Source organism: Paenibacillus sp. FSL K6-4396, assembly GCF_038002525.1.
Classification (GTDB): domain Bacteria; phylum Bacillota; class Bacilli; order Paenibacillales; family Paenibacillaceae; genus Paenibacillus; species Paenibacillus amylolyticus_B.
This window is the reverse complement of sequence record NZ_JBBOCR010000001.1, coordinates 1,934,912-1,947,374: the sequence shown is the minus strand read 5'-3', so window position 1 is coordinate 1,947,374 and position 12,463 is coordinate 1,934,912. Positions and strand designations below refer to the sequence as shown.

Annotated in this window: 15 protein-coding genes; 4 read left to right on the top strand and 11 right to left on the bottom strand. The window is 45.3% G+C overall.

Features of this window, described 5'->3' with window-relative positions:
• Positions 1–4 precede the first annotated feature (4 nt).
• On the top strand, positions 5–616 hold the full coding sequence (locus MHB85_RS08905) for a DedA family protein (protein ID WP_074094303.1): 612 nt from the start codon (positions 5–7) through the stop codon (positions 614–616).
• Between the two features lie 85 nt (positions 617–701).
• Here the strand turns inward: MHB85_RS08905 and MHB85_RS08900 are convergent, their stop codons facing one another.
• From MHB85_RS08900 to MHB85_RS08870, 7 genes are all read right to left on the bottom strand, one after another.
• The gene (locus MHB85_RS08900; protein ID WP_017689625.1) at positions 702–1,244 is read right to left on the bottom strand and encodes a bifunctional adenosylcobinamide kinase/adenosylcobinamide-phosphate guanylyltransferase; all 543 of its coding nucleotides are present in this window, start codon (positions 1,242–1,244) and stop codon (positions 702–704) included.
• 37 nt (positions 1,245–1,281) lie between these two features.
• Positions 1,282–1,833 carry a hypothetical protein gene (locus MHB85_RS08895; protein WP_307414228.1) on the bottom strand — a complete coding sequence of 184 codons (552 nt, stop codon included), beginning with the start codon at positions 1,831–1,833 and terminating at the stop codon, positions 1,282–1,284.
• 168 nt (positions 1,834–2,001) lie between these two features.
• Positions 2,002–2,223, bottom strand: a complete 222-nt coding sequence (locus tag MHB85_RS08890; RefSeq protein WP_176872852.1) for an aspartyl-phosphate phosphatase Spo0E family protein — start codon at positions 2,221–2,223, stop codon at positions 2,002–2,004.
• A 187-nt stretch (positions 2,224–2,410) separates the two neighbouring features.
• A complete protein-coding gene (locus MHB85_RS08885) occupies positions 2,411–3,619 on the bottom strand; it encodes an aminotransferase class I/II-fold pyridoxal phosphate-dependent enzyme (protein WP_341072790.1) in 1,209 nt (402 codons plus the stop codon).
• Between the two features lie 13 nt (positions 3,620–3,632).
• Positions 3,633–4,133 carry an Lrp/AsnC family transcriptional regulator gene (locus MHB85_RS08880; RefSeq protein WP_024628343.1) on the bottom strand — a complete coding sequence of 167 codons (501 nt, stop codon included), beginning with the start codon at positions 4,131–4,133 and terminating at the stop codon, positions 3,633–3,635.
• A gap of 160 nt (positions 4,134–4,293) precedes the next feature.
• Positions 4,294–4,689 carry a spore coat protein gene (locus MHB85_RS08875; RefSeq protein ID WP_047842263.1) on the bottom strand — a complete coding sequence of 132 codons (396 nt, stop codon included), beginning with the start codon at positions 4,687–4,689 and terminating at the stop codon, positions 4,294–4,296.
• Between the two features lie 45 nt (positions 4,690–4,734).
• On the bottom strand, positions 4,735–4,968 hold the full coding sequence (locus MHB85_RS08870) for a hypothetical protein (RefSeq protein WP_341072788.1): 234 nt from the start codon (positions 4,966–4,968) through the stop codon (positions 4,735–4,737).
• Between the two features lie 97 nt (positions 4,969–5,065).
• On the opposite strand from MHB85_RS08870, the gene MHB85_RS08865 reads away from it, so the two are divergent.
• Complete coding sequence (locus tag MHB85_RS08865; RefSeq protein ID WP_341072787.1) at positions 5,066–6,286, top strand: NAD(P)/FAD-dependent oxidoreductase; 1,221 nt, start codon at positions 5,066–5,068, stop codon at positions 6,284–6,286.
• A 95-nt stretch (positions 6,287–6,381) separates the two neighbouring features.
• Here MHB85_RS08865 and MHB85_RS08860 read toward each other — a convergent pair whose 3' ends face one another.
• The 4 genes from MHB85_RS08860 to MHB85_RS08845 form a co-directional block, all read right to left on the bottom strand.
• Positions 6,382–7,596: an MFS transporter gene (locus MHB85_RS08860; RefSeq protein WP_076252435.1), complete on the bottom strand. Its 1,215-nt coding sequence runs from the start codon at positions 7,594–7,596 to the stop codon at positions 6,382–6,384.
• 129 nt (positions 7,597–7,725) lie between these two features.
• On the bottom strand, positions 7,726–8,292 hold the full coding sequence (locus MHB85_RS08855) for a hypothetical protein (RefSeq protein ID WP_036669791.1): 567 nt from the start codon (positions 8,290–8,292) through the stop codon (positions 7,726–7,728).
• A 119-nt stretch (positions 8,293–8,411) separates the two neighbouring features.
• A complete protein-coding gene (locus MHB85_RS08850) occupies positions 8,412–8,852 on the bottom strand; it encodes a DUF350 domain-containing protein (protein WP_082219034.1) in 441 nt (146 codons plus the stop codon).
• A 50-nt stretch (positions 8,853–8,902) separates the two neighbouring features.
• Positions 8,903–11,269: an endonuclease MutS2 gene (locus tag MHB85_RS08845; protein WP_047842259.1), complete on the bottom strand. Its 2,367-nt coding sequence runs from the start codon at positions 11,267–11,269 to the stop codon at positions 8,903–8,905.
• Positions 11,270–11,457: 188 nt separating this feature from the next.
• Here MHB85_RS08845 and MHB85_RS08840 point away from each other — a divergent pair, with 188 nt between their 5' ends.
• Together MHB85_RS08840 and MHB85_RS08835 are read left to right on the top strand one after the other, a co-directional pair.
• The gene (locus MHB85_RS08840; RefSeq protein ID WP_036610114.1) at positions 11,458–11,817 is read left to right on the top strand and encodes a phage holin family protein; all 360 of its coding nucleotides are present in this window, start codon (positions 11,458–11,460) and stop codon (positions 11,815–11,817) included.
• 220 nt (positions 11,818–12,037) lie between these two features.
• A complete protein-coding gene (locus tag MHB85_RS08835) occupies positions 12,038–12,430 on the top strand; it encodes a cytochrome c oxidase subunit II (RefSeq protein WP_047842258.1) in 393 nt (130 codons plus the stop codon).
• Positions 12,431–12,463 lie beyond the last annotated feature (33 nt).

The following is a 12,463-nucleotide window of genomic DNA, read 5'->3' as shown; positions in this document are numbered from 1 at the left end:
GATTATGCAAAACTGGATAACCGATTTCATGGAACAATACGGCTACATAGGCATTGCACTCATTATTGCTCTTGAGAACGTATTTCCCCCGATTCCATCCGAAATCATCTTGCCGTTTGGCGGATTCATGACCACCTATACCAGTCTCACTATTCCAGGAGTTATTATCGCTGCAACTATTGGTTCTGTCCTTGGTGCTGTGATCCTGTATGGTATTGGTCTACTCATTGACGTCGAACGCCTTGAGAAAATTGTGGAACGCTGGGGACATGTTCTGCGCATCAAAAAAGAGGATATTCACCGTGTCGACGCATGGTTTGACAAATATGGCATGTGGACCGTATTATTCTGCCGAATGGTTCCCCTCGTTCGTAGTCTTATCTCCATTCCCGCAGGCATGTCCAATATGAAATTTGGTTTATTCCTTCTCTTTACAACCATTGGTACATTGATCTGGAATGTCATTCTTGTCTGCGTTGGTGCTGCGCTTGGCGCATCATGGGAGAGCATTTTGCACTTTATGGACGTCTATTCCATTGTAGTGTATGTCATTCTGGCCATCATTGTCATCGGATGTATCATCTGGTGGATCAGACGTAGCAAAAAGCAGAAATAAAAAGGATAGCTTAATAAATAAAGCCTCCTCGCCACCAATTCGTGGTTAAGGAGGCTTCTTTATGTCACCCGTTTATGTCATCTCGCTATCGTTCATCTTCATTTCGCATGCCCTGACTCTTAAGATCGATAGCCAGACCAGATACCAGCAAGTACATCTTTTCAGCATGTATCTGCAGCATCCGATTAACCGAAGCCATTCTCGCTGTAAATATTCGTTCTTCCTCGGTAGGATGCAATGTACCATGCATTTCATTGGTAATCACAAGCAACTTCCCCTGATAAGACAATAATGCATCAAGCAAAAGCTGTGTCTCTGAACGCTGATGATCCAGATCCTCTGTTGCCCTGAAACCGGCAGCCATCCAGGAGGTCAGACTGTCTACAATTACAATTCGCTGATCCGCCAAAAACAGATTGGATTCCCGATTAATCTGGGTGATCACCTCTGTCAGATGCTGACCGTTCCCGGCATGAATGGCACGATAATGAGCGGATGGCAATTCGGGAATAACGGGATCATGATCACCGGTGGATAAATATACACCCTCCCGGCTAATCCCGGCTGCGTACTTGAGGGCAAACCGGGTTTTACCACTACCTATGCCGCCTGTGACCGTAATCAGCAATCCGCTTCCCTCCTTCCATAGCCATTCTGAATTTTCTTTACTCTGTCAGCGCCTTCAGCACTTTTTTGGATTCTTCGACATTGGAAGATGACACTGGAATGGTGGCGAACAAATTGCTCGCAGCATATTCTACATCTTTAAACATTTTCATATCTTCAAGTGGAATGCCGTAAAGATGTGATTCTTGCTTGATGTCTGAACCTTCATCTCCTTCACCCTTCTCTACCAATACTCCACCCTCAAATACACCCCGTTCAAACATCTTGGGATCAAAGGTATCATCCAGCGGAACATTGGAGCCATTACTTCCGTATTGTTTCATGTCGGACTCAGGCAAAATGAAAATATCATGTCCTCCAGCCGCATACTCTACCATAATTTTCTGAACATCATACATCGCACTGGTGATCACTTCCACCTTGGGTTCCTCACCCAGTTTCTGTTGCAGATTGGCCTGTAACTGTTCTGAGATTACAGATGGATTTCCTTGGTTATCAATGATGAAAATGGAAAAACCATCTTTACCTCCACAACCAGCAAGCAGAAAAACGATAGAAATGATTGCAGTAAGCCCCCAAAATCTCTTCATTCCAGTTCCCCCTTTAGTCTCCTATGTCCAATATATCACAATTGTTCCACGCAAAAAAATAACCTGCCTTATCGGGGGATCACCCTGCCTTTACACACAAAAAAAGAAGACCCTCTCAGGTCTCCCTTTCGAATTCGATTAATGAAACGTTTCACTACAGCATAAACGTTATTTTCCTTTAATCGGGTTAGCCTTCATATATTCATTAATCTTTAAATCCAGCAAACTGCTGATTTCAATTACAATATCGGATGTGAATGATTTCTCTTCGAGGAAGATCTGTTCCATCTTGCGACGAAGCATATGAATTTCATCTTCCAAGGAAATGTCATGCAAAGATGCGTTATCGGGTTTCACCGACCATCGGTCGCCATGATCGCCTTCTGCCAGATAGTGCCCACGATTCGTCGGTAAATCATATTCAACACAAAACAAAGCTAACCCCTCCTTGGAAAAATGGTTTCCAAATTTATGAAAACTTATTTCAAATTGAAATTATATCACATTATTTTGTAAAAGAAAGTTATTTTTTTCAATAATAAAAATGTCACATTTGTAAAAAGATTCTACTTTAGTATTAACCCTCTTTTTGCAATTTGTAAACAAAGTTTCCGATTCGTTCCAAAGCTTCATTTAATTGGGTTACAGAAGTAGCATAAGAACAACGCAAGAAGCCTTCACCCTGAGGGCCAAAAACATTACCCGGAACAGCAGCCACTTTATTTTCCGTTAACAATCGCTCAGCAAACAGGTCGGAACTCATACCCGTCTTTTGAATGCTCGGGAATGCATAGAATGCTCCCTGAGGTTCATGACAATCAAGTCCAATATCCCTGAATCCCTGCACAATTAAACGTCTACGCTGATTATACGATTCTACCATCCGATCTTTCTCACCCAAACCATTCGTCAACGCCTCAAGTGCAGCAACCTGACCCATGGCCGGCGCACACATTACCGTATACTGATGGATTTTGAGCATGGCTGCAATAAGCTCAGGATGACCACACATGTACCCAATCCGCCAACCTGTCATTGCAAAAGCCTTTGAAAACCCGCTTACGAGAATGGTCCGCTCCTTCATGTCAGGGATAGCTGCAAAGCTAACATGTTTTTGCGTATACGTCAATTCAGCGTAAATTTCATCCGCGATCACAATCAGATCATGCTTTTTAATCACTTCAGCAATAGGCAGCCACTCTTCATACGTCATGATGGCTCCAGTGGGATTACTCGGATAACACAGAATAACCACTTTCGACTTCGGTGTGATACCAGCTTCAAGTGCTTCGGCCGTTAACTTGAACTGATCTTTCGCATAGGTATCAACACCAACTGGTATACCGCCACCGATTGAAGCGATTGGTGAATACGCCACGTACGAAGGTTCAGGAATGAGAATCTCGTCGCCAGGTACGATTAATGCGCGCAAAGCCAAGTCAATCGCTTCACTGCCACCCACGGTAACAATAATCTCATCCTTGGGATCGTATTTGGTATCAAACTGAGCATCCAGATATTCACTAATGGCTTCTCTCAACTTCGGCATACCTGCGTTGGATGTGTAACTGGTCATACCTCTTTCCAGCGAGTATACACAAGCTTCACGCATATGCCAAGGGGTAACAAAATCAGGTTCACCCACACCCAAAGTGATAATATCCTTGTTGTCTCCAACCAGATCAAAAAATTTACGAATTCCGGATGGAGGTATCTGCTGCACGAGGGGTGCCAGATAAGATGTCATTTTCTTGTTGTTCCCGGTTGTCTGTTCATTCACTATCATGACACATCTTCCTTTACGGCGAGATCATGAGACGGTTGTCTTCCTGATGGTCTTCAAAGATAATCCCGTCCTGCTTATATTTTTTAAGAATAAAATTCGTTTTGGTTGAAAGTACAGAGTCTATCGGAGACAGTTTCTCCGACACAAAATTAGCGACTTCACGCAGGTTGCCACCTTCCACTTCAACGAGCAGATCGTATGCACCAGACATGAGATATACGGACTTCACTTGCGGATAGAGATAAATGCGTTCGGCAATCCCTTCAAAACCACGACCACGCTCCGGCGTGATCTGCACCTCAATCAGGGCCGTTACTTTCTCATCATCTATTTTACTCCAGTTCACGACGGTTGCGTATTTCACGATGACGTGGTCTTGTTCTAGCTGTGCCACGGCGTTCTTAATCTTGTCTTCCGACTCCCCCAGCAGCGTCGACAGCAGTGCGGGAGTCCTTCTCGCGTCTTCCTTCAGCAGATCCAGAACTTTTAATTGCAGATCGTTCAAATCTTTCATGGTTTTCCCTCCAGCATCATCCAGGTTCCTGAAAATGAATTAATACTTATATTACATGAATTTGACGTTGATGCATAGACAAAAGACCGCCTGCCCTGAATTCAGGCAAGCGGTGGTATGGTCCTTTACCATTAGGTGCTTCAAACCTCTTTTGCAAAGGTTACATGTAATAAGGGTTACCGTAATTCGGTTGATGCTGAGGCACATTAGGAGCTTGGCTATATGAACTGTTCTGCGTATTCTTTTCCTGAATGAACTGCTGACACTTTTGTTGGGTCTGGTGGGCGGACTGAATTTGCTTGTCCACATCCTGACGAAGTGCCTTGGATGAGACAGAATACATGTTGTTTTGCTGCATCAGATTGAACAGTTCCCCTTGTAATCTTAGGGTATCGTTCGTCAGGTCTGTGAACATTCGACGTGTCATGGGGCAGGAAGCTTCCGTTGTCGCAGTCGTATATTCGCGTGAGGTTCGTCTTAAATCTGCAAGAATCGACTTCAGCAGATCCTGCTCCTGCATAAAATTTCCACCAGATGACAAAGATTGAGTGTACACGTATTTTCCTCCTATACTTTGAAATAACTTGTCATGTTTTGAACTTTACTGTGATTGCGCTGGTGCAAGAGATTGATGTTGCTGTAACGCATTGACAAGAGTATTCAGATGCTGCTCATGTGAGCGAACATAATGATTCAGCGCCTGTTGAATTTGCGGATTATGTGTGATGGAAGCTGTGGCTGCACACTGCTTAATCAGCAGTTCTTCATTGGTGATAGAATCCGCAATGTAGTTCAATTCCTTGGGACTCAGCGCTTGCATAGTATGATTCTGCATGTTTCGATGGCCTCCTCGGCATAAAGTTTATGCGCAATTATTGTTAACCCGGTCACACAAAAGTATACAAATTTAAATTATAAAGGAGATGTTTCTAATGGATCTGGTCTATGGCACACCTTTCTGGCCCTCCACTTTCAATTCAACATTTAATTATTCTGCTCTGCAAGAAGACATCTCTTGTGACTGCCTCATCATTGGTGGGGGCATGGGGGGCGCATTGACATCTAAACTACTCACGGAACAGGGTGTTAACACTGTTGTGATTGATAAGCGAGACATTGCCAACGGCAGCAGTTCTGCCAATACAGGTCTTTTACAATACACCAATGACAAGACACTAACCTCATGTATCCACACTTTTGGTGAAGCAAAAGGCGTACGTTTTTATGAGCTTTGTCGTGAAGCCATGAAACAACTTGCTCAAATTGCAGACAGCCTGGATACAGACCCTTGGTTTATCCCACGAACAAGTCTTTGTTTTGCGAGCAGTGAAGATGATGTGGCCCTATTGGAGGAAGAATATCAGACCTTGAAGCGTTATGGTTTTGAAGCTGAACTGTGGGATGCCGACAAAATAAGCCAGCATTTCCCCTTCAGCAAACCCGCTGCACTGTACACCATGGGAGATGCGGAAGTGAACCCCTATCGTTTTGTTCATGCCTTGTTTGAATCCGCCAATAAGCGTGGCGCTCGAATCTATGGTCAGACGGAGATGATACACTGTGAATACGATGAAGATGGTGTAGTCTGCCACACTGCCAACGGTAAAATCCGTGCCAAGAAAGTCATATTTGCTGCCGGTTACGAGACACAGGACATCAAAAAGGATCGCGGAGCCTATCTGAAAACGACCTACGCGATTGCTACCAAACCGTTGTCTGATCTTAGTGAATGGTTTGAACACAGCATGATTTGGGAGACAGCTCGCCCATATTTGTATATGCGAACAACACCGGACGGAAGAATCATCGCAGGCGGTTTGGATGAAGAAACACCTCGAGAGGATCAACGTGAAATACGTTCAAAACACCGGGGAGATACACTCCTGGAAGAGGTCCGTTCCTATTTCCCTTTAGATGATCTTGAAGTCGATTATGCCTGGGGCGCTGTGTTTGGTAATACGAATGATGGCCTCCCCCTGATCGGTACACATCCCGATTATCCGCATTCATATTTTGTAGAAGGATATGGAGGTAACGGAACCGTATACAGCATGATTGCTGCTTCCTTAATTGTGGATGCTATTACTGGCAAACAAAACCCTGATATGGATCTGTTCTCTCTCACACGTACAAGTAAACCATCTCCTGTATAACCAACAACTGAATCAATACAACTACAAATAGGGTACAGCACACGGAAAGTTCTCTTTTCCCGTCGCTGTACCCTGTTTATATATTGGGAAGCCTGCTAAGCCGTGGGCTCTTGCCCTTCCGTTCGGTTCAATAACTTGCGCATAAAGATCCATCCAATTAGCGGAGAAGCACCGAGGACAATAATAAGCCAGGTTAACATGCGTAGAGACGGAGCATTTAAGACCGTCACAATAAATATGGCCAACCCACATAGTCTGCCAAGCATCAGGCATAACTCTCTCAAAACGACAAGTTCAACCCTTTTCTCCACATTTTCGCCACTTGTGCCCATCATGTCGAATCCCGCTGATATCATCGGTAATACATATAACGGCATCGCAACAGCACTCCCAATCCCCATGATTAACAGCGTCCCATAGGTCACTTTCCAGAGAAGAGGAAGAAGCACAACAAGCAGAATGAGGGCTCCAATGAACATGCCTTTTGATCTATACTGTGGTTTGAACCATTTCCCGGCTGCCCAATAACTTACTAGTGCCACAGCAGAAGTGATGAGTGAGAACTGCCCCAATTTGTACTCCTGTGCGGTAGCCAAATATACAAGCAGTGCAATCAGGAAGGCAAAGACACCTTCACGTGCACCCTGAGCGAATAAACCCAAACCTAAGGTCCTCCAGGGACTATCCCGCTTGGATAACTGTATCCAAGGTTCCGACCAGCGGTATGTACCGCTCACCTTTCTTTTTTTCAGAAAAAAACTAAAAACTACTGCTATGACATAAATAACGAGTGATACCGTGAAGATGAGCCGATATCCTGTGTTGTCTGTCATGCGAGTAATAATCAGACCGGAGAACCATGGACCTATAATTCCTGTCATCGAACCAAGTAACCCGACCCAGCCATTGAATAGATCCCTGTTTTCCCGATCCGTTATTTCAAAATACACAACATTAAATGCAATCCAGAATAACCCCAAGGAACAACCTAGTAGCATACCCAGAGGCCATATCCAGTCTACAGCTTTGGACCCAGCCCAGAGGACTATCATATAAAATATGCCGGACAGCGCAGTACCTAGTCGTAGTGCACTCATTTTATTGTGTTCCTTGACCCATTTGCCAGCAAGCCAGAATGTCAGTCCAATGGCCAATTGCTGGCTGAGAGTGAACCACCCCAACATGGCATAATCCGGACGGCTTTTCCACAGAAACACATTCAAAAAGGTTCCCGACAGCGCTCCGGCTAACGCAAACAATCCATTCACGCCCAAAAGCAGAATGGATTGTCGGCCTAAAGTAATCTTCATCTGCTCCTCCTTCATCCACCTGAAGTGAACTATGTACAGGTAGGTCTTAGGGTTAACGTGCCCCAAGCAAGAGGAAAACATGATGAATCTTCAGGATTGCTATGAAATTGGTTAGAATCTCCGAAATGTTTATTCCTGCGTACTCAGGTTCTTGATCAGACGCAGACGATCTTCCTCAGACAGACTGTATTGAACTTGGAAACATCCCGAGCATACATAGGTCAATACTTTAAACGGTGATGCCAATAGTGACCCTTCGCCTGAAGCTGCGTTAGCAACTGGTGTGAAGTTATCCTGCGTTGCAGCTTGTGTACCTGCGAGAATCATGAATTCGCGGCAATTCGGGCACTCTGGTACTTCTTCCTGATGATCAAGTTGCTTCTGTACACCTTGTTCATACTGAATGAGATCATTACCTTCATCCGCGTATTTGGTTAACGTTCGCAACTCCGGCAATTTGAGTTCAACTTCATCCCCCCACAGATCCGAAAGATCCGTAGTCTGTTTCTCGTTCGTTACATCGTCTACATCATAGATGTCGTCCTCAGCTTCATCGTTCTCTTCATCATCGATGTTAATGTTGAGTGTACGGTATCCTTTTAACTCATTGTGGCAATAAGGACACTCTTCTTCAGGACCGAGCTCCTCATCCCATACAATCTCCGTCTGACACCAAGGGCATACTGTTGTTTCCATATTGATCAACCTTTCTCTTTCATATAATCATGTATTCATTACATAGATGACACCGATGGCAAAAAACACGATCGATGCCGCAAACAGAATTCGTATCAATATCTTCATGACCGGTCCCCCTAGATAATGCTCGCGCCAATTACAAACGACAGCGAGACTGAAATAATCATGGATATCAATCCGACAGCTCGGTTATCCGATTCGATCTCCTTATCAATGGAGAACACGGGTGTCAGGAATTCGAACAAAAAGTAGGCAATGAGCAGAAGGATAAACCCTACAAATGACCACGTCATGGCTTCATACACCGAAGATTTCGCTTGTATGCAGAACCGCAATACGTTGCAGATCCCGAAGATCTTACCTCCTGTAGCCATCGCAACGGCCACATTGCCCTTCTTGATCTCCGTCCAGCATTTATACTTAGTCACCAGTTCGAAACAAGCCAGAAATACGAGCAGCTCCATAATCGCTACCGAGAAAAAACCGAGTACCATCCCCAAGGGATGAGACAGCAATTGGTCAATGCTTTCTATCACGCACCGTTCCCCTCTCCCCATCTGCGACCTTCATGAATAAGGTCGCAGAATATCATTGATTCATGGACCGGCTATTCCAATTCTGCGACGGTCACACCGTTACCGCCTTCTCCGTAATTGCCCAGCCGGTAGCTTTTTATATGTTTATGCTTACGCAGGTAATCCTGAATACCGGAACGTAAAATTCCTGTACCTTTACCATGAATAATATAAACTTGGCCCAGGTTGGCAAGGAAAGCTTCATCAATGAACCGGTCTGTCTCCATCAGGGCTTCTTCCAGGTTGGTACCACGCAGATCCAATTCACTTTTCACATTGTCATCACGTGTGCGCTTCATACCCGTTACCGGTTTTTGCTTTGGTTTGGCTGCGGGAGCCGATTGCTGCAGTTCCAAGTCATCCAGGGACACTTTCATTTTCATAATCCCCAGTTGTACCATAGCGTCTTTGCTGCCCGCCATCTCTACAACATGGCCTTTTTGATTCAAACTGTAGACAAGCACTTCATCACCAGGACCGATAGCACGAGTCTTCGGCGCTGTTGCCGTTTTTTTGACCGTTTTTCTGCGTTTCTCCGGTTCAGCCTCGTCCAGCTGTTTGCGGGCAGCAATGAGTTTGTGCTCCTTCACAGAAGCACCTTCTTCCATAGCCAACAGGCGAAGATCTGCTATAATCTTCTCAGCTTCCGCGCGAGCCTTGTCCACAATGCTGCGTGCATCTTCTTCTGCTTTTTCAATCCGGCGATCACGCTGCTGTTCCAGCTTCTCCAGTTCGGTCTGATGACGACTGCGTAATTTCTCCATATCCTGGCGCAAGCTCTCTGCCTTCTCACGCTCTTGTTCAGCCGTAAGACGGTTCTCTTCAAGAGAAGCAATCATGTGTTCAATCCGTTGATCCTCTTCCTTCACTTCGCCACGGGCGTAGTCGAGAATGTAACCCGGCAGTCCCAGTCGCTCTGCAATGGCAAATGCATTACTTCGTCCAGGTACACCCACCAGAAGGCGATAGGTTGGACTCAGTGTGTTGATGTCAAATTCCATGCTGGCATTAATGACACCTTTACGCTCATATGCGTATGCTTTCAGTTCACTGTAGTGAGTGGTTGCAACCATGCGACATCCCGTCCGGTGCATATGCTCCAGCATGGAGATCGCCAGTGCGGAACCTTCAGCCGGATCTGTCCCTGCGCCAAGTTCATCGAGTAATACCAAACTTTTTGGTGTCATGTTTTTCAGAATACGAATGATGTTGGTCATATGACTGGAGAAAGTACTCAGATTCTGCTCGATACTCTGCTCGTCCCCAATGTCTGCATAGATCGCATCAAATACACATAACTGACTGCCATCCTCAGCCGGAACAAATAAACCGGACATGGCCATCAGGCTCAGCAATCCAATTGTTTTGAGCGTTACCGTTTTACCACCCGTATTGGGACCTGTCACGATAATGGATGTATAATCATTGCCCAACTCTATGTCAATTGGAACTACGTTTTCAATCGGAATCAGTGGATGACGGCCTTTCTTGAGCTTCAGGAACCCGCGGTCATTCATGCGAGGCAATGTTGCTTTCAGTTCACGAGCCAGACGTGCTTTGGCAAAGATAAAATCAAGTGATCCCAGCAAGTCGACATCATACAACAGCCACTCTCCCTGCTCACTGACAAGTGCCGTCAATTTCTGCAAAATAATTTCTATTTCGCGTTCTTCCCGAATCCGGGTTTCACGTAATTTGTTGTTCATTGCAACAATCGATTCCGGCTCAATGAACAATGTCGCACCCGAACCGGATTGATCGTGCACAATCCCGCCAAAGTACGAACGATATTCAGCTTTCACCGGGATAACAAAACGGTCTCCTCTGATGGTGATGAGCTGATCCTGAAGCATCTTGGATACGGTAGAGGATCGAATCATGGAATCCAGTTTTTCGCGAATCCGCGCTTCTCCGCCTCGCAGCTCACGACGAATCTGCGCCAACGTTACGCTTGCACTGTCGGCAACCTCTGCATTGTCGTCAATACAGATTTTGATGGCATCCTCAAGCGTTTTTTGCTCTGACAGTTGATCACTGATATAGAACAATGATTCGATGGGCTCATCTTCATGCAAAGTACCAATCTGACGTTTCAATCGCCGCGCTGCAAAGGTTGTATTGGATATTCCCAAAAGTTCGTGAGGGTTAAGTGTGCCTCCAATTTCAGCACGTTTGATGGAAGCCGTAATATCTACAATTCCCCCAAACGACGGTGAGCCTTTCAGGCGATCAAATGTGAAGGCTTCATCGGTTTGCTGCAGCAACCGCTTCACTTCTTCAAGTTCACTGCTTGGTTCAAGTTGCTCCGCTTTCTTTTTTCCCATGGTCGTCTGGGCAAAGCTAAGCAATGTATTTAAAATTTTGCGATATTCCAGTGTGTGTAAAATTTTCGTGTCCAAGTGTACAACTCCTTCCAAACTATATCTGTATTATAACGAAAGAAACTTTCTTACGCTATTTAACGAATCCTTCCACACATAACTTCAACCATAACACCACAAACTACAGGTGTCAGGATTGTGCAACCTCTCCATCCCCCTTGGAGTTGCCCTGCTCAGTTCAATCCGAATAAAAGGAGGTAAACACCATGAATTTCCTGGGACATGTCGTGCGATTTGTCATCGCTGCAATTGTATTAATGGTGGTCAGCTGGATCGTTCCCGGATTCGCCGTTGGTGGCTTCTGGAGCGCTCTGTTGCTTGCTCTTGTCATTGCCCTGCTCGGCTGGATCGTTGAAGGTATCTTCGGCAAAAGAGTCAACCCGTTTGGTCGCGGTATTGTCGGATTTATCGTTAGCGCACTGGTGATTTGGCTTGGTCAATATGTTGTAGATCATGTTGAAGTCAGCCTGCTCGGTGCCATTCTCGCTGCGCTGGTTATCGGGATTATCGATCTCTTCATCCCGGTATCCACCCCTTTTGATGCCGGACGAAGCTCCAAAAGTTAATCTCCACTTCACCTTAACGTCCCCATGTATTCTCCTAAACCTCTGAAGGCCCTGGGCCGGAAGGGGTTTATTTCATTCAGGCAGTGCACACGCTCTGCCGTACACGTACAATTTTCAAAAAAACGACATACGCAGCGTGTACAGGCATCCACATATTGCGGTATGATGACTGGAGCAATCATTCAAATTTTATCCATATCACGCTTTAAGGAGGCACATGATGAAGAAAGGCATAACATGGCTTGCTGCCTGTATGTTAATTCTGGTCCTCACTGCATGTGGAGGAGTGAAACAGTCCGCAGAATCTGGCAGCAATGGATCCGATGCTGATGCTGGAGTTACAGCCAGTGAAGAATTGGTCATCAAGGCGAGTAACTATGAATTCGATCAACCTGAGTACCATCTTAAAAAAGGCGTTCCCGTTAACATTGTTTATAAAAATGAAAACGGAAATCACGGTATCCTGGTGCCTGAGCTGAATCTTCAACTGGATACCAGAAATAGCTCCAAAGTCATAACCCCGGACAAAGTTGGTGAGTTTGAAATGTCCTGTTCTGTCTTCTGCGGTTCAGGACACAGCAGCATGATCTCCAAAATTATCGTTGAAGAATAGTATTCAAGACAAGGAGCCCCCGCAGCGACGGGA

Excerpts from the sequence above, each read along its gene's own strand:
- MHB85_RS08840 (WP_036610114.1), top strand. The coding sequence starts at position 11,458 with ATGAATTTCCTGGGACATGTCGTGCGATTTGTCATCGCTGCAATTGTA.
- MHB85_RS08870 (WP_341072788.1), bottom strand. The coding sequence starts at position 4,968 with ATGCAGAATCATACTATGCAAGCGCTGAGTCCCAAGGAATTGAACTAC.
- MHB85_RS08855 (WP_036669791.1), bottom strand. The coding sequence starts at position 8,292 with ATGGAAACAACAGTATGCCCTTGGTGTCAGACGGAGATTGTATGGGAT.
- MHB85_RS08895 (WP_307414228.1), bottom strand. The coding sequence starts at position 1,833 with ATGAAGAGATTTTGGGGGCTTACTGCAATCATTTCTATCGTTTTTCTG.
- MHB85_RS08865 (WP_341072787.1), top strand. The coding sequence starts at position 5,066 with ATGGATCTGGTCTATGGCACACCTTTCTGGCCCTCCACTTTCAATTCA.
- MHB85_RS08835 (WP_047842258.1), top strand. The coding sequence starts at position 12,038 with ATGAAGAAAGGCATAACATGGCTTGCTGCCTGTATGTTAATTCTGGTC.
- MHB85_RS08860 (WP_076252435.1), bottom strand. The coding sequence starts at position 7,596 with ATGAAGATTACTTTAGGCCGACAATCCATTCTGCTTTTGGGCGTGAAT.
- MHB85_RS08850 (WP_082219034.1), bottom strand. The coding sequence starts at position 8,852 with ATGGGGAGAGGGGAACGGTGCGTGATAGAAAGCATTGACCAATTGCTG.
- MHB85_RS08905 (WP_074094303.1), top strand. The coding sequence starts at position 5 with ATGCAAAACTGGATAACCGATTTCATGGAACAATACGGCTACATAGGC.
- MHB85_RS08880 (WP_024628343.1), bottom strand. The coding sequence starts at position 4,133 with ATGAAAGATTTGAACGATCTGCAATTAAAAGTTCTGGATCTGCTGAAG.
- MHB85_RS08885 (WP_341072790.1), bottom strand. The coding sequence starts at position 3,619 with ATGATAGTGAATGAACAGACAACCGGGAACAACAAGAAAATGACATCT.